Genomic DNA, 23,101 nt, shown 5'->3' with positions numbered 1-23,101 from the left:
CGGTTATAACAACCGCGCTGCTGGGGGAACCATATAAGAGGTCGCCGTGGCACACGCCGCGAGACGCTTCGGGCGTATCGCCTGGGACAGCCGTCCACTCTGTATCGGGCCTCGCGGTCTTTGGAAAATCCTACCGCTCCATCGGCGGATTTTCGGCCGGAGCGTGATTGAACCTTGAGCCAAACACAAATGTGTCCCCGCGAAGGCGGGGACCCATCTCCGACCGGTTCAAACTGGCACCGAACGGAGATGGGCTCCCGCCTTCGCGGGCGCACGGAGCTTTTTCAATTGAAGTCGATCACACCCTAGCCCGCCATCAGCGCCGCATTGCCGCCCGCGGCGGTGATGTCGGTCGAGATCGACTTTTCCTCGGCGAAGCGGTGGAGGTAATGCGGGCCGCCCGCCTTCGGCCCCGTCCCCGACAGGCCGCGACCGCCAAAAGGCTGCGAGCCGACGATCGCGCCGATCTGGTTGCGGTTGACATAGACGTTGCCGACCTCGGCGCGCGCCGCGATGTGCGCCGCCACCCCGTCGATGCGCGTGTGAACGCCGAGCGTCAGGCCATAGCCCGAAGCGTTGATCGCATCGATCAGCGCGTCGAGCTCGCCGCCCTTCCATGTTGCGACATGCAGCACCGGGCCAAAGATTTCGCGCTTCAGATCGGTGACATGGTCGAGGCGGATCATCACCGGCGGCACGAAATGGCCGCTCGCGGGAAGATTCGTGCGCACCGCTTCGGCGATCACCCGGCCCGCCGCGCGCGCCTCGGCGACATAGGCGGCGATATTGGCCCCAGCTTCTGCGTCGATGATCGGGCCGACGTCGGTCGCGAGGAGCGCGGGATCGCCGACATTGAGCTCGGCCATCGCGCCCGCGACCATCGCGATCATCGTGTCGGCGACATCCTCCTGCACGCAGAGGAGACGGAGCGCCGAACAGCGCTGGCCCGCCGACTGAAAGGCCGAAGCGACCGCGTCGCGCGCGACCTGTTCGGGGAGCGCGGTCGAATCGACGATCATCGCGTTGGCGCCGCCGGTCTCGGCGATCAGCGTCGCGATCGGGCCGTCGCGCCCGGCGAGGCTGCGGTTGATCGCGCGCGCGACCTCGGTCGAGCCGGTGAAAGCGACGCCGATGATGGCGTCATGGCTCGTCAGCGCCGCGCCGACCGTCTCGCCGCGGCCGGGAAGATAGTGCAGCACGTCGCCGGGCACGCCCGCTTCGAGCAGCAGCTCGATCGCGGCGTGCGCGATGAGCGGGGTCTGCTCGGCGGGTTTGGCGAGCACCGCATTGCCCGCCGCAAGCGCCGCCGACACCTGCCCCAGGAAGATGGCGAGCGGGAAGTTCCACGGGCTGATGGCGACGAAGACGCCCTTGCCTTCGAGGATCAGTTCGTTGCGCTCGCCGGTCGGGCCGGGAAGCGCGATGGGGTAAGTGAAATCGGCGCGCGCCTGCGCGGCGTAATAGCGCAGGAAGTCGGTCGCCTCGCGCACCTCGGCGATGGCGTCGACGAGCGTCTTGCCCGCTTCGTCGATCGCGAGCCCGAGAAAGAAGGCATGGCGCTCCTCGAGCAGGTCGGCGGCGCGTTCGAGCCGTTCGGCGCGGAAGGCGCCCCCGGCGAGGCTCCAGTCGCTCTGCGCCTTGCGCGCCGCTGCTACGGCGGCGTCCACCGTCTTCGCATCGGCCTCGATCACCTGCCCGACGATGGCGCCAGTCGCGGGATTGCGGACCGGCTCGTGCTGGCCGCCCAGCGCCACGCCGCCGACGATCGGCGCCGCGACCAGATCGCCGCGTCGCGCCTTGGCGATGGCGGCAACCAGACCCTCGGGCACACCAGGATCGCCTAGGTCATAGCCGCGCGAGTTGCGCCGAGCGGGATCGAAAAGCTGAAGGCCGGTGGGAATTTTCGACGATGAGCTCGCGATGCTGCGCGGATCGACCGCCAGTTCCTCGGCAGTCACGTCGGGGTCGGAGAATTGATGGACGAAGCTGCTGTTCGCGCCGTTTTCGAGCAGGCGGCGGACGAGATAGGCGAGCAGGTCGCGGTGCGTCCCGACCGGGGCATAGACGCGCACCGGGCGCGGCGGCGGCGACAGCAGGGCGATCGCGTCATGCGCGCCCTCGCCCATGCCGTGGAGCCGCTGCAGCTCGTAATCGGCGCCCACGAACAGTTCGGCGACGAAGGCGAGCGTCATCGCATTGTGGCTGGCGAAGGCCGGGAAGATGCAATCCTGCGCCTCGCGCAATATCTGCGCGCACTGCATGTAATTGAGGTCGGTGTGGTTCTTCGCGGTGAACACCGGAAAGTCGCCGAGGCCGAGCGTTTGCGCGCGCTTGATTTCGGTATCCCAATAGGCGCCCTTGACGAGCCGCATCGACAGCTTGACGCCACGTTGGCGCGCGCGCGCGGCGACCCAGCGGATCACCTCCGGCGCGCGCTTCTGATAGGCCTGGATGACGATGCCGAGCCCGGTCCAGCCGTCGGCGATCCCGGCGTCGATCAGCGCGCCATAGACGTCCATATGCGGTTCGAGCCGGTCGCTTTCCTCGGCATCGATCATCAGCGGGATGTTCACCGCGCGCGCTGCCTTCGCCAGTTCGATCACCCGTGGAATCAGTTCCTCACGGACACACTGGCCTTGCAGATATTCATAGCGCGGATGGAGCGCCGACAGCTTGATCGAGATGCCGTGATTGACGAAGGGATCGCCTGCCTTCGCCTTGCGGCCGATGCGCGCGATCGCGTTCGCATAGCTGTCGTAATAGCGCGCCGCATCCGCGGCGGTGCGCGCCGCCTCGCCGAGCATGTCGAAGCTTGCCAGTTCGGACTTGTCCTTGTCGGCGCGCTTGACCGCGGCGTCGATCGTTTCGCCCATCACGAACTGCTGGCCGAGCATCTTCATCGCCGCGAGCGCCGCCTGGCGGATCACCGGCTCGCCCGAGCGGCGGATCATCGCCTTGAGCAGGGTTAGCGGATTCGCCTTGCTGCCGAGCGCATCGAGCATCAGCGTCGCCGACCCCAGCGACAGTCCGCGCGCCGAGAGCGCGACGATCAGCGGGCTGTCCTCATCCTCGCCTTCTTTCCAGTGGCGCCCGGCGATCTTGTCGCGGATCAGCGCGTTGGCGGTCGCGCTGTCGGGGACGCGGAGCAGCGCCTCGGCGAGGCACATCAGCACGACGCCTTCCTCGGTCGACAGGCGGTAGCGGTTCATGAGCTGCGCGACGAGCGTCTCGCGGTCGCCCTCGGCCTTCGCCTTGCGGATCAGCGCGAGCCCGCGCGCGGTCGTCGCGGCGACGGTGGCAGGCGAACGCGCGAGATCGGCGCGCAGGTCGGTGACGATGTCGGTTTCGGAGCGGCGGGCGAGGGCGCGGAGCGCGACGCGGTCGGAGGGCTGGGTCATGCCACTGCCATAGCATATCCGGTACAGTCGATCTGACTTCATATATGTTTTCAGATTTATATTTTGACCAAATTATTTATCTATCTTAGTCTGATTATATGAAAATTGATCGATCCGTAGTCGAACTGGATGAGTTCGACCGCAAGATATTGAGCATATTGGGGCGCGACGGGCGGATCACCTACACCGACCTCGCGCAGCGCGTCGGGCTATCGAAGACACCGTGCCAGCAGCGGGTCAAGCGGCTGGTCGCGAGCGGCCTGATCACCGGCTTTCGCGCGATCGTCGATCCTGCAAAGGTCGGGCTCGACCATGTCGCCTTCGCCGAAGTGAAATTGTCCGATACCCGTGAGGAAGCGTTACGGCAATTCAACGCGGCGGTGCGACAGATCGCCGAGGTCGAGGAATGCCATATGATCGCAAGCAGCTTCGACTATCTGCTCAAGGTCCGCACCCCCGACATCCGTCGCTATCGCATCGTGCTCGGCGAGAAGATTTCGAGCCTGCCGCATGTCGCGAGCACCTCGACCTTCGTCGCGATGGAGACGATCCTGGAGTCGGCGCGCTGAACCGCGGTAAGAAGGCTCTTACCTCGTCATCCCGGCGAAGGCCGGGATCTCGCCGGTACGTCATGGCGATAGGGGGAGATCCCGGCCTTCGCCGGGATGACGGAAACGGGGGTTAGAGGAGTTCCCGCACATAATCGACCGACCCGCGCGCGTCGCCGAGACGTGCGGCGCCGAGCAGGCGGTTCCAATAGCTTTCCGACCCGTCGGCCAATCGTCCTTCGTGCAGGCGGCGAGTGTAGAGCTGGAGGTCATATTCCTCGCTGATCCCGATCGCGCCGTGGACCGCGTGCGCGGTCGCGGCGAGGCGGACAGCGGCGGCACTCGTCACCGACTTGGCGGTCGCCGCGGCGGCGAGGCTTGGCGGCAGGCCGCCCGCGCAGCCGAGCTGCGCCGCGATGCGGCACGCGACCATATCCTCGGCCATCACCGCCATCTGCTGCTGGAGCGCCTGCTGCTTGCCGATCGGCTTGCCGAACTGGACGCGCTCGCCGGCATAGGCGGCGGTCATCACCGTCAGCCGGTCGGCGGCGCCCGCGATCAGCGCGGCCCGAAGGATCGCGGCGATCGCGCGCAGCCCGCCCGCGGGAGCGGCGCCGACGCTGGCCGCCGGAACCGCATCCCAGCACATCCGCGCGGCGAGGCTGCCCGGCACGCCGGTCGGCTCACCCGCCGCATCGACCAGATAAAGCGTTCCGTCGATTTCGAGCAGGACGTGGCGCGCGACGCGGCCGAAGGGCACGACGACCTCTACTCCCGCCTTCGCGGTCGCGAGCGCGATCGGGCCTGCGGGGGCGTCGGCGAGCAGCGCCCGCGCAAGCATCGTCTCGCCGACCGGAAGCGGCGCGGCGTGGCGGCCGAGCGCCTGCCACAGCGCGCCGACCTCGGCGAGCGGCAGGCCCGCGCCGCCGCGATCCTCGGGAACCAGCGCATCGAGGAAGCCCGATTCGGCAAGGCCGTCCCACAGCGCATCGGCGCTGGCGCCCGCCTCGACCGCGCGGACCACTGCGGGCGGCGAGAGATTTTCCAGCATCCGTTCGAAGGGCAGGAGAAATTCGCTCATCACCGTAACCCCATCCCGCGCGCGATGATCCCGCGCAATATCTCGCGCGTCCCGCCGCGCAGCGAAAAGCTCGGCGCGACGTGGGTCACGTAGAGCAGGGCGCGATAGAGCTCCGCATCGACCGCCTCATCGGGATGCGCCGCCAGATCGTCGCCGATCGCCGCCGGTAACTGCTGCTCGAAGGCGGTGCCGAGATCCTTGACCAGCGACGCCTCGGTCACCGGACTTTCGCCCGCCGCGAGCCGCGCGGTGCAGGCGATCGACATCGCGCGCAGCACACCGAGCCGTGCGGTGAAATCGCCGACGAGCGCGAGGGTCGCCGGATCGTCGCGGCGCCCCGTGCGCTGCAAATGCGCGATCCACGCATCGAGCAGCACGACGCTCGAATAGATGCGCTCGGGACCGCTGCGCTCGAAGGCGAGTTCGGCGGTGACCTGTTTCCATCCCTCGCCCTCTTCGCCGATCAGCGCGTCGGCGGGCAGATCGACATCCTCGAAGAAGACTTCGGCGAAATGTTCGTCGCCGGCGAGATCGCGGATCGGGCGAATGGTGATGCCGGGCGCCTTGAGGTCGATGATGAGTTGCGACAGCCCGGCGTGACGGTCTTCGGGACTGCCCGAGGTGCGGAGCAGCGCGATCATGTAATCGCAGTGCGGCGCGCCCGAGGTCCAGATCTTCTGCCCGTTGACGCGCCAGCCGGTTTCGGTGCGCACCGCGCGGGTGCGGACGCTCGCGAGATCGGAGCCCGAGCCGGGCTCACTCATCCCGATGCAGAAGAAGATTTCGCCCTTTGCAATACGGGGCAGATAGGATTCACGCTGCGCTTCGTTGCCGAAATTGAGGATCAGCGGCGCGCTCTGGCGGTCGGCGATCCAGTGCGCCGCGACGGGCGCCCCGACGCCAAGCAATTCCTCGACGACGACGAAACGCGCGAACGGCCCGCGCTCGTGCCCGCCATAACGCTTGGGGAGAGTGAGCCCGAGAAAGCCCGCTTCGCCGAGGCGGCGGCTGAAGGCGGGATCATAGCCCTGCCAAGACCGGACGCGGCGATCGGCACCGGCCGACGAGGCGGCTTCAGCCGCAAGCGCGCGAATCGCCGGCCGGATCGCCTCGTCGGCGGGCGGCAGGCTGGCGAGGCTGAGCGTATCGAACACCGGCTTCTCTCTCCCTATGTCTTGTCTCCTTGCCGCTATTGCGCCGCGCGCGCCGCGACAAGCTGCTTTTTGTGCGAGCGGTACGGCGAAGGATTGACCGGCGGCGCGCGAAACGGCAAAGGCCGGACAGCGCGCGGGTGTAGCTCAATGGCAGAGCAGAAGCTTCCCAAGCTTACGACGAGGGTTCGATTCCCTTCACCCGCTCCATGACCTCATCCGACATTGTCCGAGTTTGCCTTTGAAAGCCGCAGAAAACTGCGGTATATTGCCTTTCATTCTCCGACGATGTCCAGCACGATCCGACAGCATCCGAGCGTGTTTGGGGGCCATTTTGCCGATTCTAGCGTCGGGCTTCAATTCGAGTAGCCCCCAGCGTGGGGGCCACTCGGTGGAAAGGCTTGAACCATGCCGCTTTCCGATGTCGCGATCCGCAACGCCAAGCCCCGAGAAAAATCCTATAAAATGGGCGACTCGCTCGGCCTCTTCCTGCTGGTTCAACCGAGCGGCGGAAAGCTTTGGCGCTTCAAATATCGGGTGCTCCGGCGCGAGAAGAAGCTCGCGCTGGGCACCTATCCCGACATCAGCTTGAGCGAAGCGCGCCGCCGCCGCGATGAGGCGCGCCAGATGATTGCCCATGGCCGCGACCCCGCCCGCGAAAAGCAGCTCGAAAAGCACCGCGCGTTCATGGAGGCAGCCAACACCTTTGCCGCCATCGCCGACGAATATTGCCGCAAGCGGCGGCGCGACGGCGCGCGCGCCTGGGCGCCCGCCACCGCGAAACGCAGCGAGTACCTGCTTTCGCAGCTCAGCATTTCCATTGGCCGCCTGCCCGTCACCGACATCGGGCCTGCCGATGTTCTCGCCGCCATCCGCAAGATCGAGGCCAAGGGCAATCACGAAAGCGCGCGCCGGACGCTGCAACTCGCCAGCGGTGTGTTTCGCTATGCCGTCGCCACCGTCCGATTGGATTCGGACCCGACGCGCGATTTGCGGGGCGCGCTCATCGTGCCCAAGGTGACGCACTATGGCGCGGTCATCGATCCCAAGGAGGTCGGCGAACTTCTGCTCGCGATCGACGATTATGAGGGGCATGTCGTGACCAAGCTCGCCTTGCAGATCGCCCCGCATGTTTTCGTTCGGCCCGGCGAACTGCGGCACGCCGAATGGGGCGAAATCGACCTTGAGGCCGCTGTATGGACGATCCCGGCGGAAAAGACGAAGATGCGAAAACCCCACCATGTCCCGCTGTCGCTTCAGGTGATCGAGCTGTTCCGGTCGCTGCAAATGTTTTCGGGCAACAGCGGCTATGCCTTCCCGTCGATCCGCAGCCGCAAGCGCCCGATGTCGGACAACACGCTCAACGCCGCGCTGCGCCGCCTCGGCTATGCCAGCGACGAAATGACGGGACATGGCTTCCGGGCGATGGCGAGCACCCTGCTCAACGAATCCGGCCTATGGTCGCCCGACGCGATCGAGCGCGCGCTGGCGCACGGCGACACCGACCGGGTCCGCGCCGCCTATCATCGCGGCACGCATTGGAAGGAGCGCGTGAAGATGGCACAATGGTGGAGCGACCACCTCGACGAGCTGCGCGCGAAGGGAAAGAAGCCCCGTTAGCGGGATTTTTCAAAAACTTTCGCCCGGCAATCGGAAGAGTCGTCGCGGCGCATCCTACAATTTAGCCGAGGCGGGCGCGCGCGTGAAGCTGATGGCCCCTTGGGGGCGCGACTGCGCGAGCGGACAGGTTTATTCACCGAGACGGGCCAGGCCCGTTCGGAACCCGCCAAATCGCCCGTCTTATGATATGAATAACGGACATGAAGATGCGACGGGAACAGGACGGGCGGCGCGATATCGCAGCGATTGCGCTTCGCTACAAGAATGCGGTTCACGCATTCTTCCTTCGTCGCATCGGCGATGCGGCCGAAGCGGAGGATCTGACGCAGGATGTGTTCACCCGACTCTCGCAGCGCGCCAACGACGATCCGGTCGAGAATGTCGAAGGCTATGTGTTCCAGGTCGCCGCGAACCTGCTGCGCGATCGTTTCCGGCGCGCACAGGTTCGCCCCGACATCGGGCTTGAAGGCTTTGCCGATCCGTCCGGGCGGCTTGTCGACGAAATCTCCCCCGAACGGGAGGCGATGGGCCGCGAGGATTATCAGCGCTTCGTCGAGGCCATGGACATGCTGCCCGAAAGGCTCCGCACCGTCTTCATCCTCAATCGCTTCGAGGATATGAGCGGGCGCGAGATCGCCGCCGCGCTCGGCCTCTCACAACGACAGATCGAAAAGGATATCAGCCGCGTGCTGGCGCATCTAAGGGAGCAGATGCCATGAGACTGCTCAGAGCCGAACGGCCGCCCGAGCGGCCCGAAGATGCCGCCATCTGGTGGGCGACGCGCCGCCAGATCGATCCGGCGCGCTTCGCCGAGGACGCGGATTTTCTAGTCTGGCTGAAGGACGAGGAGAATGCGCGCGCCTGGAATGAGATCGACCGGCGCGTCGAGGGCGTCGGCGCGTTCGCGACCATGCCCGAGGTCCGGGCGATGCGTCAGGCCGCGCTCGCCAAGGCGCAGCAGGGGCGGAGGCCCGCGCGGGGCCGATGGGTCCTCGGCGCCGCCATCGCGGCAAGCCTCGTCCTTGCCTTCACCGGGATCGTCGGCCGTGTCGGCAGTCCCATATCGCCAACCGACATCGTCAAGGTCGAAAGCGTCCGGCGATATGCAACCGCCGTCGGCGAGCATCGCGACGTCATGCTGCCGGACGGGTCGCGGGTCTCGTTGAACACCGCCTCGCTCGTCGAGGTCGATTATGGCGCGCCCGAGCGCCGCGAAATCCGGCTGTTGCAGGGCCAGGCGATGTTCCATGTCGCTCATAACGAAAATCGCCCGTTCATCGTGCGCGCGGGAAACCGGCAGATCACCGCGCTCGGCACGGCCTTCGACGTCCGGCTCGACTCGAACGGTCAGGTGAAAATTCTGTTGGTCGAGGGACGGGTCCGGGTCGATCCGGTCGCGCGCGCGGGGCTGGCGCGCATCCTGCCCGACCTCGCCCGCACCGATCTGTCACCGGGCCAGCAGCTTGTCGCGCCCGCTGGGGGAGAAGCGGTCGTATCGTCGGGCGACGTCGAGCGCGACACGGCCTGGAACCGGGGTATCCTGATCTTTCGCGACGACACGGTGAGCGACGCGGTGCGCGAGGTGAACCGTTATTCGACCGTCCAGCTCGTCGTGGACGATCCCCGCGTCGGCGCGCTCAAGGTTTCCGGCGTCTTCCCGACGGCGGACCGCAAGGACTTCCTGGCGGCGCTCGAGGCGCTATATCCGGTGGAGAGCAAGCCGGAGAGCGCCGGGACCGTGCGGCTGCTCTTGCGGGCCGGGGCGAACGAAACTGAATGAATTTTGCCTTCGGCCGTTCGGAGCTCTGAAATCTCCTCGTCTTGTTTAGCAGGGGCGCTCGAAAGCCCCGCAAGGGAGGGGTATGAATATGCACAATCATCTGAGCCGCAGACTGGCAGCCGCGGCATTGAGCGGCGCGTCGCTCGCCGCGCTGGTCCTGCCGCTTTCACCGGCCATCGCGCAGACGGCGGAGCGCAAGCCGTTCGACATTCCGGCGCAGGACGCGGCGCGAGCGCTCGAACAGTTCGGACGGCAAAGCGGCCGGTCGGTGATGTTCGATCCGGCGCGGCTGACGGGCGCAAGATCGCGGGCTGTGCAAGGGCAATTCACCCCGGAAGAGGCGCTCGACCGCCTGCTGACGGGCACGGGCTTCTCTGCCCGGCGGGCCAATGCGAACACGTTCGTGGTGTCTCCGCGCTCGGAGGAAGGCGCCAATACGATCGAGCGCAGTTCGACGGCCGATGACGATGGCTACCGCGCCAACGAAATCGTCGTCACCGCGCAGAAGCGCGTGGAATCGGTTCAGGACGTGCCGATCGCCGTTACCGCACTTTCGTCCGAGGATTTGAACGCGCAAAAGATCGAGACCGGCTCGGATCTCATGCGTGCCGTGCCGAACCTGACCTTTTCCAAGTCGAACTTCACCAGCTATAACCTTTCGATCCGCGGTATTGGCACCAAGGCGGTTTCGGCATCGACCGATCCGGGCGTTGCCGTCAGCTTCAACAACGTCGCGATGATCAACAACCGCTTCTTCGAGCAGGAGTTCTTCGATCTCGAGCGCGTGGAAGTCCTCCGTGGGCCACAGGGCACTCTCTATGGTCGCAATGCGACCGGCGGCGTTGTCAATCTGATCACCGCCAAACCAAAACTGAACAAGTTCGAGGGCAGCATCAAGGGTGAGGTTGGCAATTTCGATAGCCGCCGCATGGTCGGCATGCTCAATATCCCGATCGTGCCCGATGCCTTTGGTCTGCGCATCGCTGGTTCGATGACCGACCGCGACGGCTATGATTATAATTCGGTGACACAGAACCGGATTAACGGACGCGATTTGTGGTCGCTCCGCACGACATTGGGGTTCGAGAACGATTGGTTGCGGGGCAGCTTTATTTGGGAACGCTTCCGAGAAAGCGACAATCGCTCGCGCACGGGCAAGCAGCTCTGTCACCGCGACGAAAGCCCCGATATGATCGGCTCGACGTTCACGAGGCAGGCCAGCCCCTCTCCCCGCGATCTCCCTGTTCAGGAATTGCGAGCGGCATTGTTCAGCACCGGCTGCAAGGCTGGGAGCCTTTATGATGATGCGGCCTTCGGTACACCGAATGGGCTTGCGCTCGCTTATGTTTCTGGATTGGTGACGACGGAATATGTCTTCCCGGGCGGGAAACTCTTTCCGGCGCCACAGGGGGGGACTGGTTTTACCATTGATCCCCGTACGGACCCCTATGGCGGCTTGATGCAATCGCGCAATTTGCGTGAAATCGCATCGGTTCGCGACCCGATCTATCGGGCCAAGTCTGATATTCTCGCGCTCAATCTCGATGTCGACCTGTCCCAAAGCCTGACCCTATCCTCGCAAACGGCGTGGAACTGGGACGATGTTTACAGCTTTCAGGATTATAACCGCTTCAACACCCTTCCAATCTTCAACGACACTTCCACCATGGTGGACTCTCGCGGTAACCCAAGTCAGTGGCGGGACATGGCGCCCGGGGGATTGTTTTGTGATCCTCAAATCGGCTGCACCGATCGGCTAGCAGTGTTCGACGTGTCTTCAGCCTATTCGAAGCAGTTTGCGCAGGAGGTACGTCTGCAATCTGATTTTGCAGGACCATTTAATTTCAGCATCGGCGGAAATTATACGAAATTCAGGACGCAGAACGACTATTATGTGATGAGCAATGCCCTCACTGCCATTGCGATGGTTGCGCCGTTCAATACAACGGGAACCATGACGGAATGCACAAGGGCGCAGTTTGGAAATGTCCAAGGTCCCACAGTTCCGATTGGAGAGGCCCAGTACTGCCCCTATATTGACCCAAATCCGGTCGAAAATATAGACGGAGAAGGCCACAATTATTTCCGAAGTTCCAATCCTTACAAGCTTGAGAGCTGGGCTCTCTTCGGAGAAGCCTATTATAACATCAACCCCAATTTGAAACTGACGGCAGGTCTGCGCTACACTCGTGACGAGAAGAGCTTTACCGTGGTTCCGAGCCAGTTACTGCTTGCGCCAACCTTCGAAGGCGGTGGACTTGTCAGCAAAGGCCATCCCGCCACAGGTGTTATCAAACGCAAATGGGGCGAATATACGGGCCGCATCGGGTTGGACTGGCAACCCGATCTCGGTATTACCGACCACAGCCTCGTGTACGTTTCCTACAGTCGTGGTTATAAGGCGGGCGGTGTCAATCCACCGACGCCGGGCTATGCGACGGGAGAGCAACTCCTCGACGCGGGTATAATCTCGCAGGCGACATTCGATCTCTACAAGAACTTCGGCTGGTGGCCACCTTTGTCGCTGACTGCCGTGAACTATGGTCCAACATTTGAGCCAGAGTTCGTCAATGCCTTCGAGATCGGAACGAAAAATACAATGATGGGTGGGCGTCTGACGCTCAATGCCGGCGCCTTCTTCTATGACTATAGCAACTATCAGGTCTCGCAGATTAGAGACCGTACGGCAGTCAACGAAAATTTCGATGCGAAGGTTTGGGGGGCGGAACTTTCCGCGCTATTCGAGCCGGTCGACCGGTTGCGCTTCAATGTCAATATCGGCTATCTCAAGACAAGGATCGGGAAAGGAGAACAGTCCATTGACCCCATGAATCGAACCTTGGGTAACCCCGACTTCGTAGTAACCAAGCCCTGGATTCAATTGCCGTCAAATTGCGTTGTTCCAGTGCATATGGCCGAAGCATATCTGAATACGAACACTGGCATTCAGAGTTCATGGAAGATGTGCGGTGGTGTCCGTGGAATAATCTCGGGCCTTTTCGGCGAGTATTTGAACGATCCACTTACCGGGGCGAAGTATGATCCGGCAAATTACGGCCTGAATGGGGGCGCTGGGTTCTACACCGATTTGTCGGGGAATGAGCTTCCAAACTCGCCTCGTTGGACGGTCAACCTCGGTGCTGAATATACGATCCCGTTCGATGGCGACTGGAGCGCCACGATCCGCGGCGACGGATATTGGCAGGCGAAAAGCTGGGCGCGGGTTTACAACCTGAATCCCTATGACCGCCTGCGCGACTGGACGAACTTCAACATCTCGCTCCGCGTCGATGGTCCCGATGACCTTTCGATCGAGGCCTATGTGAAGAATGTCTTCAACTCGACGCCGATCACCGACGCCTTCCTCAATTCGGATGACTCAGGCCTGACGACAAACGTCTTCACCCTCGATCCCCGCATCATCGGGTTCAGCATCGCCAAGAAATTCTGACGGCAAGGCAATAAAGCCCCTCCCCTTCAGGGGAGGGGGGATAGACATTCCGGGTCCTCTCTCCACTGGGGGAACAACCTCGGGCCGATGCCCGCTTGCTCCCGGGCAAGCATCGGCCCGGTTTTTTGGACCGGAACATGCCATCGCGCACTCCCTCCCCTGAGGGACAACTCGGCCGCCGTCCCGCCTTCCCGGCACCGGGCGGCGGCCTCATTTGTCCGGCAGCGAAGGGGGCATGATGTTCCGCCCCGACGACAAGCTGGAGGTGAAAGGATGCAAGGCCGCGATCTTCTGCCGAACCAGGGTTTGGACGCGAGCGCGCTGAGTTTCGGCTCGGCGTTCCTCGCCGAAATCCAGCAGGCCGCCGACCTCGCCGATGTCGAGCGGCTGCTCGAAGCCGCGGCGCGGGAATTGGGCTTCCGCCACTATGCGATGATCCATCACGACGATCACCGCGCCGCGTCGCCCGGCCTCATCAACATGAATAATTACCCCGCCGACTATGCGGAGGCATATTTCAGCGGCCTCTATCATCGCGACGATCCGGTCGTTCACGCCTGCATCGCCGCCAACGCCTGCTTCGCATGGTGCGAACTGGCCGACCTGATCGAACTGGCGCCGCGTCATCACCATTTCCTCGAACGCGGCGCGCGGCACGGCGTCACCCACGGCATCACCGTCCCCGCCTCCGTTCTCGGCGAACGCAGCGGCTCCTGCAACTTCTGTAGCCCGCGTATCCCCGACCTGACGCAGCGCCACATCGCCGTCGCTCAGATGGTCGGCGGCTTCGCCTTCCAGAAAGCCCGCCGCATCATCGGCCGCCGTCCGCGCCCGATCCGCGCCCCCGGCCTGCAACCCCGCCAACGCGAATGCGCGATCCTCGCCGCCCAGGGCAAGAGCAACACCGACATCGCCACCATCCTCGGCCTGACCCCCGCGACGATCAAAACCTACATCGAAGCCGCCTGCGGCCGTTACGAGGTCCACAACCGCACCCAACTCGTCATCGCCGCCGTGCTGGACGGAGAAATCGGCCTCCACGAAATCGCTCCGCGTCAATACCGCCACCTGGCGACCTAGACATTCCCTTTGCGACCTGAAGCGCCCGTTCGCGAATCCGCGACCGGCACCGGCTTGCCGCCGCCCCAGCCTTTTGGGGGCGGGCGGCGGCCTTCCGAATTGCTGTTAGTGACGGGGCTCTAACGGTCGGCGAATATGGACGACAGCAACGCGCTGGCATCCAGCTTAAGCGCATCGGCGATCTCGCAGAATTCGACGACGTCGAGACGCCGTTCGCCAACCTCATATTTGGCGACGAACGACTGCGGTCGGCCCAATCTCTCCGCCAGCTGCACCTGCGTCAGCCCCGCCGCCTTGCGCGCAGCGGCAAGGCCGGATTGGAGCTGGCGATGTTTGGGAGTACGAAGCGACCGAGCCATGAAAGAACCGACAAAAGGAGGCCTTTCCTTGCGTCGGTTTTGGGATTATCCCATATTGGGATTATATGGTTTGCCGGGGAGCGTTGGATATGACCGTGACACCGCCACTACGCCCCGAAAACCTCAATTTCCCCGACACCATTTTACCCTATGATCGCGCCAACATCCTGACCTACGCGCGCGTTCTCGATGTTGCCGAGGGGCGGGACATCATCGATGGCCGCGACTGGCGCGAGGCAAGCATCATCATTCTGGGATGCGATCCCGATAAGGATGAACCGGCCGCGCGTCGCTGCTGGGACGCCCATGTCGCGCGAGCGCGCTGGATCATCGGCGAAGGGCTACCGCTGTTCCTTGCGGGTGACGGAAAGCAGTGCGGGTGTTGAGCTGGAAGGCACAGCGTTTTTGTCGGGTTCGCGCCTCTTTTCAGTCGTTCGCCGAGCCGGCGCGAGATCCCAAAGGCTACCATTTTCATGTCTGGCGATTTGCACCAAGCGTGAGATTGGCTTGATGGAGGCCGACGATCAGACCACCTTCACCGCGATATTCTGCAGACTGAAGCCGCTGCCGTCGCCCGCAGCATCATGGAAGAACGTCACGCTCCATTCGCCTGACGTCGGATCGAGCGTGACGATGTCGTAGCACATCGGCTTGCCCTCAGCGCCGACTGACGATCCGCACCCGACGATCATCGTCTGCTGCCGGCCGCGCGTGAGCGAGGCGAGGTGCGGGATATGCTTGTGACCGTGCAACACGAGACTGACACTGCGGCCCACGCACCAAGTGAGGAACGCCTCCGCATCCTCAAACTCGATCAGCCGATCGCCGATCCCGAAAGGAGCCAGCAGCCTCTCGTAAAAGGCCGTCGACTGCCCCGCATAGTTGACCGGATGATGGTGTACGAGCGCGACCTTAAAATAGCCGGCGAGTTCGGGCCGCTTGACCAGCAGGGCGTCGAACTTCGCCGCGCGATCCAAACGCTGGCGCTGATTGACCGAGCCGCGCGCGGCATCGCCGTCCTCGCTTGAATTGAACGAGAAGAAGACAGTTTGCAGATCGTCATCGATCTCTATCGGCGACCAGTCCAGATCGATCACTTGGTCCGCACGTCGACCAAATGGTCCCCAAGCATTGCCCTTGACCCGGACATCGTGATTGCCCGGGATGACGAGCAGGCTTTTCGTCGTCAATCGTTCGACATCGAGCCGCAGCTCGTCGAATGAGGTCCGATATTCCTCTTTCGGCGTATCGAACAGATCGCCCGTCACCACGGCGCGATCAATACCGGGGAGCACGCTTGCCAGATGCTGTTTTAGCCACGAGCGACGCTGCGCTGCTTCCGACCGCCCGATGTGAAGGTCGCTCAAGTGCAGGATGCGTTTGCTCTGCTGCCGCTCGGCCGCTCGCCGGATTGCATCATCGACCCCCCGACGGCCGTGCCGCAGCGCGGGCACGATCGCGTCGCGATAAAAGACGCGTGCGTTTTCGAGCGGCAGCGCACAGGCGCCGCCGAGGCTTGTCCAGAACAGGACCCAGGGCGGGGCGACCGGATGGTCGGCAAGTTCACGAAGCGCGGGAAATGGATCGACGAACTGCGCCACGCCGTTTTCGGGCAGTTCCTCGGGCAACAGGATCAGTCCGGCTTCTTGCGACCCGATCGCTGCTTCGACGAAGAACGACAGGCTCTCGCGATCCTGGTCCCATCTTCCCTGCGGCAGCACCAGCGCGAAGAAGTCATATCCCGTGAAATAGGGGCGGAGCGGATCCAGCAGCGTGCGCACCTCATGCGGCTCGACAGCGCTCTCGTCGCCAAAATTGAATCGGGCGCGCTGCAGGCGGTCCCGCGCGACGTTCCGGACCTGATCGGTCCAGTCGTCCGCGGCGCCCTGGGTCGAACTGATAAGATTATGGCCATAGGCAAGCGACATCAGGAAGGTCCCCAACGTCTCACGGTCCGTTCTCGGAGCCTTTACTCGACCCTCGGTCGTGCAAAACCCGATGAGATTACTATGCCTGACAGCGAATCGCGCGCCCATGTCTTTTCCCCCGTCGCATGCACCGTATATCGCCCTTCGGGCCCGCGGCCACCCGAAGGAGGGGATCACGAAATAGTTCTCCTGATAATCGTCGATCCGATAGCGAGTGCGCATCACCCGCTTGAGGACGAAGGCGATGCGGTTGGGGCTCGCATCGTCAAGTGCGAAATGGATTTCGCCACAGCTTGAAACTATCCCGGTGCCGTAGACCCTCGAATCTTCCTCGCGTTTAGGCCGAACTGGACGTGTACCATAAAGCCCCGCGAGCTGTCCGCTTCTGCGATTTCTTGACTTAAAACGCCAGTCCGCAACCGACCAACACACGCCGTACCGACGCAATGCTGGGAATGTCCGCTCGCGCCGGAAGCGGCCAATCGCAACGCTGATACTTGCCGGGCAGTTACCGACACCAGCGAACGCGGCCGTTGATCACCCAATAGTGAGCGCGACACCCCGATTTGCGCCACACAGATGGCGAAAGGCTCGGGCGGCCTTTGGCGTCGAGCGTCAGCGTCCATCGTGGGGTGGCCTCCGCCAGCAGCAGCAGCTCAACCGTATCGCCGCAACCGCACGGGCACTTCATGCCGATGCTCCACGCCTCGCCATCGTCTTCGGCCAGCATCAGGTCGCGCCGGGGCAGTTTTGCGGGCAGAATGTCAGAACCTGCCCGCAGCAGTCGACGCCGCGGACCCAGGCGCTCCCTGGCGTCACGCCACCATCGGCTGAGCCATCCAATCATGGCTTCGTCGCCCGCGCCGCCAATGCCGGCAGGCCAAGCAGCGGCTCGCGCGCGCCGCGCCCGAGGAGTGGGTTCGGCGCCTTGTCGAAACCGTCTTCGGCAAAGAAGTCCTCGTCGCAGCCTGCCAGGCTGAAACGGGTCCGGGCATAGTTTCGGTTGGGCTCCAGCCGGAAGGGATAGGCCCGAAGGATGAACTCATTCATGCTCGCTGCGGCCGCGCGCATATTGAGGGTGATGACAGCGGGCGCTTCCTCGACAATCCCTTTGAGATATCCCGCCTCGATCTCGTGCGCATGCTCGGCAGGCGCAACACGGCGGAGATATTCGGCCCGCAGCGTTTCGGGTGTGTAGACTTGGCGGTCGCCAAGCGTCGCGCCGCCCGGCTGGACATAGTCGATCCGGCCAACCGCATCGGCGATCGCGACAGTGCCCGCTTTGGCCCGGACAGGGATCACCACGCCCACATCGATCAGCGGGATCAGGAACGCCGAAGCGATCAGGTCCGCCATGTACCGCGCGTCGAGCGTATCGACGCAGCAGAAGATCACATCGCCCTGGCTGGCGGCAATCACGGCCGCGCGCGTGTCGATCGACTTCGGTAGCGGGATCGCCACGCCCGCACCGCGATAGGCGGTGATTGCCGCGCTGAAGGCGTCGACTTTCAGACGTTCGGCCGCAGCGTCGGCAAGGGTCGTGTTCAGGATGCGATTGAGGTTCTTCCGCTCCACACGATCGAAGTCGATCAAGGTGACGCGACCAAAGCCCAGCCGGGCTGCCTGCTCAGCATTGACCGACCCCGTCCCGGACACACCGATGATGACGGCGTGCAGCCGACCAAGCTCCTGGGTCATGCCGCTCGTGAAGGCGATCGGCTTATTCGAAGGGCCGCCGAACCCGGCGGTATCTGCCCACCAGTAGTGCAGGTCGTCCCCAGCGACGGTGACCAGGTCGACCGGGCTGGCCTGCAGATCGGGACCGTACAACCGGGCGCGGATCGCGCCATCGGGCGTCATGATCGCAGAACCATGCAGATCACCATAGGCCTGAAACAGACTCGACATGGTGATTGCATCACTGGCGTCATCGACTTCGGAAAAGGCGAAGAGACCACCGGGATGCGAATGCAGCAGGATGATTGCCAGCCCTTCGACCTCGCCCTTGTCGATCGCCTTTTCCAGATAGGCACCCGGCCAGGTGATGGCGTCTCGTACCCGGCGCGCGCACGCGTCGTGCGGCACGGGAATCATCTCACGCACAACCAGTTTGAGCCGGGGGCCAGGCGTCCGGGCGCACAAGAGGATGGTCGCGGCTTCGCAGCCATCGCCCGGAAAAAGGTGGCTGCGGGCCTCGCCATGCTGGATGCCGGCGAGGGCCAAGGTGCTCGCCGGCATCATTCGCCAACTTCCTTCGCCAAGGCAGCTTCGACTAGAGCGAGTTGCGTCACGACATTGTCGACGGCCGGGTTCCAGCCGACTGCGCCGCGATTGCGCGACCAGCCGTGGAACTCCTTCTTGCGGATCGTACCGCGCATCTGCGTGCTCGGAATCTCGCGCCCCGAAGTCAGCTGGAGCGGCGGATAAACGTAAAAGCCATAGATTTGCGCAGCCGGATAGGTCGGCGGCACTTCCAGCGCGAGGAGCGTGCGTGAAACCGCATAGCCCGCCGGCACGGGATAATTGTGGATGACCAGCCAGCGGCGCTGGTCATCCTCTTCAATCGTTTCCCAGCGCAGCTTGAGGCGGTCCAGATACTCGGCGTCGGCATCCAGCAACGCAAAATCCCGGCGAGGCGCCGGGGGCGCCTCGCCATTGCCGACATCGCGCGGGCTCAGACGCAGCTTCTCGATGCCAGGGGTTTCGAGATCGAGGACCGTATCGAGCTGGACCTCACGCTTGGGCGCGCCGGCCACCTTAAAATAAATGTGCCACGGCTTGGTGGTGTCGAACCCGGCCTGAGCCATCGCCGCTTCAGCGGTGATGGTCGACGTCGCGGCCTCGATCACGACGCCGTGAACATTGAGCTTCCAGTGCTGCTTGCGCGAGATGAAGGACTCGATGCCCTCGCGATCGAGATCGACGAGATCCCGGTCATCGATCAGGCGATCGGGCTGATCGATCCGTTCCAAGTACAAGGCCTCGTCGCGCGGCACCTTGCCGAGCTTGCGCACGACAGCGCCAGTCGCGACGCGCGCCGGCCAGTCAAAACGCTCGCGGTTGACCGAGAACAGATAGAGGCGATCGCTCTCCACGATGATGAAGCGGCCGTCGTCATGGCGGAGGTCGACCACCTCGTCCGGGCGGATCGTTTCCAGGGCGCCATCAGCGAGCATCTGGAGGACGATGGCCGTGTCGGGTGGCTTGAAGCCCGCTGCCTTCGCCAGCTGCGTGCCGGTCGGCGTCAGGTCGGTGATCGCAACCGACCGGAAGGTGAGGGTGTCGTCCGCCACTTCGATGGTGTGACGGTTATCGCCGCGGCTGAGCGCGGCATCTGCAGTGGTGCTCATATCAAAATCTCCAGAGCATCGCCGGGCCATTCGCCGGTACCGCTAATGATATTGAGCGATCGCTAAGTATGTCAAGCACATCCTTAGCGACCGCTTGACAAAATTAGCAACCAGCTTAAGGTGTCATTGCTCGGACTCCGCGTCGGGCTATCGTCAAGGAGGTCAGATGAGTGATGAAACAGACAGTGATGCGGGGCGGCCCAACAAGCTGGGCGACTATCTCAAGAGCGTGAGACAATCGCTCGGCATGTCCCTTCGGGACGTCGAGGAGGCAACGGAGAAGGAGGTCAGCAATGCATATTTGAGTCAGTTGGAGACAGGAAAGATCACCAAGCCCTCGCCGCACATATTGTTTGCTTTATCGTCGGCGCTGGGTGTGGCCTACGAGGCGTTGATGCAGCTGGCGGGCTATATCGCACCCGCAGCCGATCGTGCCCCCGGCGTGAAGCACGGCCGAGCGGCCACCTTCGCGATCGAAAACCTCTCTGCAGATGAGGAAAAGGCGCTTCGCGATCACCTCGCCTTCATTCGTTGGAAAGATAAGAAATGACCTTGCGCCCGGACGATTGCACGTTGACCCAAGGTGAGTTTGCGAAAGTCCGGGCAGAGGCCGAAAGGGCACTGCGCGAGGCCGGCGCATTGGGCGTGTTCCCGACCCCGATCGATAACATCCTGAATGTGGCGAAGGTTGAAGAGGTCAAGGAAGATGTCCTCAATCCAAGCTTTGTCGAGAAAATGCGTGCTAAGGCGGGCGGCCTTCTGAAAAGTGCGGTCAGCAAGGTGATTGGCCTGTTTGACGCGGTCGCTGGCTTGATCTTCCTCGATCATTCGCTCTACCTGCCAAAGAGGCGGTTCGTCACATTCCACGAAGCTGCACATGGGTTCCTGCCTTGGCAGCGCGGCATGTACAAAATCGTCGAAGATTGTGAGATGGCGCTGGAGCCGGAGACGGCCGAACTGTTCGACCGGCAGGCGAACGTTTTTGCCGCCGAAGTGCTGTTCCAGCTCGACACTTTCGCGGCGATGGCGGCCGACGAAAAGTTCAGCATTTGGACGCCGATCGGATTGGCCAAAAAGTTCGAAGCGTCGCTGTACGCGTCGATCCGTCAATACGTGTCGAAAAACCATCGCCGCTGTGCCGTGCTCGTCCTCAACAAGCCCGAACTTATCGAAGGCGACGGATTCCGCGCCTCTTTGCGTCGCGCTATCCAATCCCCGACGTTTACTGAAGTTTTCGGCAAGCACGCCTGGCGTACCGTATTTACGCCTGACGATGAATTTGGCGCGTTGGTGCCGCTTGGCTCACGACGGGCGTCGGGAAAGCGCGGGATGTATCTAACAGACGCGAACGGCGATCGGCATGACTGCGTGGTAGAAGCTTTCACCCAAACACATCAGGTCTTCATTTTGATCCACTGTGTAAAGACCCTCGGTCCGCCTGCGATCGTATTCTGATCGGAGTAACGGCATCGTCCGGCAAATCCGATCGCATGTCGGCGCGGCAGCTTTCGGTAAGTTGCGAAGCTACAAGCGGCCGGGCATGATCCGGCCCAGTTTTACCCGATAGCGGCGGGTGGTCTGCGTAGGTGATTCGTCAGGCCGAGTAAGGATTCTCGAAGAGAATTAGCGCGGATTCAGTGGCTTATCGGAAAGGCAAGATTTAAAGCCACGACACTGTCCGACTATGCGGACAGGGCTAAGCTATTGTCTGCACATCATTTTTATAGAAATCAAAACAGTGCCGTCATAACGGCGACAGTGCCGGAGGGCTGAAAAATGGCAGTTTTCAAGCCTATTCGGTGGCACCGATTTTCATCGTTTCCAGTCGAGCGCATGGTTGGGCTTTCTTCCCTACCGAAGGTGTCGGTTATGCCCAGCGGAAATGATTTTAAGCCGAAGTTTGGGAGCATTGATGGGGTAAGAAGGCCGCGTCCGCGCAATGGCGGCCCGCATCTGAATGACGCAACTCGGCAAGATCAAGAGAACCCGCTCCCTCCAGCACAAAAGATTTTTGACGAGTTACCCGCCGAGCCAATCTGCGTTCGCGTCCCGGTGGCGGTGAAGCTGACGGGTATCAGTCGATCGACGCTCTACGAACTCATCGGAACCGGTGAAGTCGAAGCCGTAAAAGTCGGTCGGTCCACCTTTATCCGTTACGCCAGTCTCAAGCGGCTTTTCGACCGAGAATAGGCTTCGCGGGCATGGCCATGTCGCGATCACGATGGTAAAAGCGGTCCATCGACTCGGCGCGCGAAACTCGCCCAAAAGTCGATTTGCAGCCTTCCCTCTACAGGAACCGAACCCTACCCACGGCAACTGATGGGGGCCAGATTGGGGGCAGTGCGGCACGGCTGGTCGAAGAAATTCCAATAAATCCAACGCCTAGCAATCGCCTTGGATTCCCTTCACCGCTCCAGTCATTCGCAGCGATTTAGGAGCGCTAGATCGCGGTTAGCGAAAGTCCGGCCGGCCCCGCGCAGCGGGAACTGGCGGCGTGGCTTTGCCACGCCGGTCCCTATCAGTCCGGATAGCGCTCCACCCGCACCTGCTGTTCGATCAATTCGATCTCGCGATACGCCGTGAGGAAGGCGATGTCGGCGGCGTCGCGGCCGACGCAGATGCGCGCGGTTTCGGTGGGACACGACATGCCGGTTGCGTCGACCATGTGCCAGCCGCCGCCCAGATAGACTTCGGCGACCGCGTGAAAATCCATTGGCGTGACGCCGGGCGCATAGACGCTCGCCATGCGCGCCGGGATATGCGCCGAGCGCGCGAGCGCGATCATCACATGCGCATAGTCGCGGCACACGCCGCGCCGCTCGACGAAGCTGTCGAGCGCGCCGGTGTCCGCGTCGCTGGTTCCCGCCACGTAGGTGAAGCGGCTTTCGATCCAGTCGCGCATCGCGGCGATCTTCGCGCCAGCCGCGAGCTCGCCGAAGCGGCGCTCGACGAAGGCGTGAAACTTGTTCGACGGGCAATAGCGCGATTCGTTGAGATAGGGGACCGCCGCCGCGGGCAGCTGGTGGAGCGGAGCTTCGGACAGGGCGCACAAATCGACGGTAGGGCGGTCGATCGCCACGCTTGCGCGATAGACGGCCCGCAAGCTGCCCGAAGCGCGCAGCCAGATCGGCTCGCAGATGCCGTCGCCCCCCGGAACGCCTCCCGGAACGCGCGCGACGACCTCGGGCTCGCCAAGGTCGAGCGACGCGCTTTCGACATGCTGGCCGCCGCCGTTCGCCGCCTCGATCTGCAGCATCAGGTCGACCGGCTCGGAGAGGCGGTAATTTAGGGAGGCGGAGATTTCGAGTTTCATCTATCGGCAACGCTCAGGGGAAGGATCGGTCGCGAATGACAG

At 63.1% G+C, this 23,101-nt stretch carries 19 protein-coding genes, 1 tRNA gene and 1 pseudogene; 11 read left to right on the top strand and 10 right to left on the bottom strand.

Annotation, left to right across the window (positions count from 1 at the left end):
- Nucleotides 1-305 precede the first annotated feature (305 nt).
- Nucleotides 306-3,398 (bottom strand): bifunctional proline dehydrogenase/L-glutamate gamma-semialdehyde dehydrogenase PutA, encoded by a 3,093-nt coding sequence (putA, locus tag ACVENA_RS21320; RefSeq protein WP_449326972.1) that lies wholly within the window; start codon nucleotides 3,396-3,398, stop codon nucleotides 306-308.
- Nucleotides 3,399-3,496: 98 nt separating this feature from the next.
- Between putA and ACVENA_RS21315 the strand changes: the two genes are divergently transcribed.
- The gene (locus tag ACVENA_RS21315) at nucleotides 3,497-3,967 is read left to right on the top strand and encodes an Lrp/AsnC family transcriptional regulator (RefSeq protein WP_257547210.1); all 471 of its coding nucleotides are present in this window, start codon (nucleotides 3,497-3,499) and stop codon (nucleotides 3,965-3,967) included.
- Nucleotides 3,968-4,079: 112 nt separating this feature from the next.
- On the opposite strand, the gene ACVENA_RS21310 is transcribed toward ACVENA_RS21315, so the two are convergent.
- Both ACVENA_RS21310 and ACVENA_RS21305 read right to left on the bottom strand, forming a co-directional pair.
- Nucleotides 4,080-5,027 carry an acyl-CoA dehydrogenase family protein gene (locus tag ACVENA_RS21310; RefSeq protein ID WP_449326971.1) on the bottom strand — a complete coding sequence of 316 codons (948 nt, stop codon included), beginning with the start codon at nucleotides 5,025-5,027 and terminating at the stop codon, nucleotides 4,080-4,082.
- The gene (locus ACVENA_RS21305) at nucleotides 5,027-6,181 is read right to left on the bottom strand and encodes an acyl-CoA dehydrogenase family protein (protein WP_449326970.1); all 1,155 of its coding nucleotides are present in this window, start codon (nucleotides 6,179-6,181) and stop codon (nucleotides 5,027-5,029) included. The genes ACVENA_RS21310 and ACVENA_RS21305 overlap by 1 nt, the downstream gene beginning before the upstream one ends.
- Nucleotides 6,182-6,314: 133 nt before the next feature.
- Here ACVENA_RS21305 and ACVENA_RS21300 point away from each other — a divergent pair.
- From ACVENA_RS21300 to ACVENA_RS21275, 6 genes are all read left to right on the top strand, one after another.
- Nucleotides 6,315-6,388, top strand: a tRNA-Gly gene (locus ACVENA_RS21300).
- A gap of 198 nt (nucleotides 6,389-6,586) precedes the next feature.
- A complete protein-coding gene (locus tag ACVENA_RS21295; RefSeq protein WP_449326969.1) occupies nucleotides 6,587-7,798 on the top strand; it encodes a tyrosine-type recombinase/integrase in 1,212 nt (403 codons plus the stop codon).
- Between the two features lie 200 nt (nucleotides 7,799-7,998).
- A complete protein-coding gene (locus tag ACVENA_RS21290) occupies nucleotides 7,999-8,517 on the top strand; it encodes an RNA polymerase sigma factor (RefSeq protein WP_449326968.1) in 519 nt (172 codons plus the stop codon).
- Nucleotides 8,514-9,578, top strand: a complete 1,065-nt coding sequence (locus ACVENA_RS21285) for a FecR family protein (RefSeq protein ID WP_449326967.1) — start codon at nucleotides 8,514-8,516, stop codon at nucleotides 9,576-9,578. Before ACVENA_RS21290 ends, ACVENA_RS21285 begins: the two co-directional genes overlap by 4 nt.
- 88 nt (nucleotides 9,579-9,666) lie before the next feature.
- On the top strand, nucleotides 9,667-13,029 hold the full coding sequence (locus tag ACVENA_RS21280) for a TonB-dependent receptor domain-containing protein (RefSeq protein ID WP_449326966.1): 3,363 nt from the start codon (nucleotides 9,667-9,669) through the stop codon (nucleotides 13,027-13,029).
- Nucleotides 13,030-13,302: 273 nt separating this feature from the next.
- On the top strand, nucleotides 13,303-14,109 hold the full coding sequence (locus ACVENA_RS21275; RefSeq protein ID WP_449326965.1) for a LuxR family transcriptional regulator: 807 nt from the start codon (nucleotides 13,303-13,305) through the stop codon (nucleotides 14,107-14,109).
- Between the two features lie 119 nt (nucleotides 14,110-14,228).
- On the opposite strand, the gene ACVENA_RS21270 is transcribed toward ACVENA_RS21275, so the two are convergent.
- Nucleotides 14,229-14,468 carry a helix-turn-helix domain-containing protein gene (locus tag ACVENA_RS21270; RefSeq protein WP_449326964.1) on the bottom strand — a complete coding sequence of 80 codons (240 nt, stop codon included), beginning with the start codon at nucleotides 14,466-14,468 and terminating at the stop codon, nucleotides 14,229-14,231.
- Between the two features lie 89 nt (nucleotides 14,469-14,557).
- Here ACVENA_RS21270 and ACVENA_RS21265 point away from each other — a divergent pair, with 89 nt between their 5' ends.
- Nucleotides 14,558-14,854: a DUF2285 domain-containing protein gene (locus ACVENA_RS21265; RefSeq protein ID WP_449326963.1), complete on the top strand. Its 297-nt coding sequence runs from the start codon at nucleotides 14,558-14,560 to the stop codon at nucleotides 14,852-14,854.
- A gap of 138 nt (nucleotides 14,855-14,992) precedes the next feature.
- On the opposite strand, the gene ACVENA_RS21260 is transcribed toward ACVENA_RS21265, so the two are convergent.
- The 5 genes and pseudogenes from ACVENA_RS21260 to ACVENA_RS21240 form a co-directional block, all read right to left on the bottom strand.
- Nucleotides 14,993-16,396: a metallophosphoesterase family protein gene (locus tag ACVENA_RS21260; protein ID WP_449328977.1), complete on the bottom strand. Its 1,404-nt coding sequence runs from the start codon at nucleotides 16,394-16,396 to the stop codon at nucleotides 14,993-14,995.
- Nucleotides 16,397-16,558: 162 nt separating this feature from the next.
- A pseudogene (locus ACVENA_RS21255) lies at nucleotides 16,559-16,726 on the bottom strand (phenylalanine 4-monooxygenase); the annotation flags it as partial.
- 178 nt (nucleotides 16,727-16,904) lie between these two features.
- Nucleotides 16,905-17,243, bottom strand: a complete 339-nt coding sequence (locus ACVENA_RS21250) for a DUF6527 family protein (protein WP_449326962.1) — start codon at nucleotides 17,241-17,243, stop codon at nucleotides 16,905-16,907.
- Entirely contained in the window at nucleotides 17,240-18,637 is a 1,398-nt protein-coding gene (locus tag ACVENA_RS21245; protein WP_449326961.1) for a ThiF family adenylyltransferase, read from the bottom strand. The genes ACVENA_RS21250 and ACVENA_RS21245 overlap by 4 nt, the downstream gene beginning before the upstream one ends.
- On the bottom strand, nucleotides 18,634-19,746 hold the full coding sequence (locus ACVENA_RS21240) for a multiubiquitin domain-containing protein (RefSeq protein ID WP_449326960.1): 1,113 nt from the start codon (nucleotides 19,744-19,746) through the stop codon (nucleotides 18,634-18,636). Before ACVENA_RS21240 ends, ACVENA_RS21245 begins: the two co-directional genes overlap by 4 nt.
- A 166-nt stretch (nucleotides 19,747-19,912) precedes the next feature.
- Here ACVENA_RS21240 and ACVENA_RS21235 point away from each other — a divergent pair, with 166 nt between their 5' ends.
- The 3 genes from ACVENA_RS21235 (at nucleotide 19,913) to ACVENA_RS21225 (ending at nucleotide 21,936) form a co-directional block, all read left to right on the top strand.
- On the top strand, nucleotides 19,913-20,296 hold the full coding sequence (locus tag ACVENA_RS21235) for a helix-turn-helix domain-containing protein (RefSeq protein ID WP_449326959.1): 384 nt from the start codon (nucleotides 19,913-19,915) through the stop codon (nucleotides 20,294-20,296).
- On the top strand, nucleotides 20,293-21,201 hold the full coding sequence (locus ACVENA_RS21230) for an ImmA/IrrE family metallo-endopeptidase (protein WP_449326958.1): 909 nt from the start codon (nucleotides 20,293-20,295) through the stop codon (nucleotides 21,199-21,201). Before ACVENA_RS21235 ends, ACVENA_RS21230 begins: the two co-directional genes overlap by 4 nt.
- A gap of 321 nt (nucleotides 21,202-21,522) precedes the next feature.
- Nucleotides 21,523-21,936, top strand: a complete 414-nt coding sequence (locus tag ACVENA_RS21225) for a helix-turn-helix domain-containing protein (protein ID WP_449326957.1) — start codon at nucleotides 21,523-21,525, stop codon at nucleotides 21,934-21,936.
- A 328-nt stretch (nucleotides 21,937-22,264) separates the two neighbouring features.
- Here the strand turns inward: ACVENA_RS21225 and ACVENA_RS21220 are convergent, their stop codons facing one another.
- A complete protein-coding gene (locus ACVENA_RS21220) occupies nucleotides 22,265-23,059 on the bottom strand; it encodes a transglutaminase-like domain-containing protein (protein ID WP_449326956.1) in 795 nt (264 codons plus the stop codon).
- Nucleotides 23,060-23,101 lie beyond the last annotated feature (42 nt).

The sequence above is a fragment of the Sphingopyxis sp. 550A genome (genome assembly GCF_053569535.1).
The sequence above is the reverse complement of the archived record's forward strand: the minus strand, read 5'-3'. Positions and strand labels throughout refer to the sequence as shown.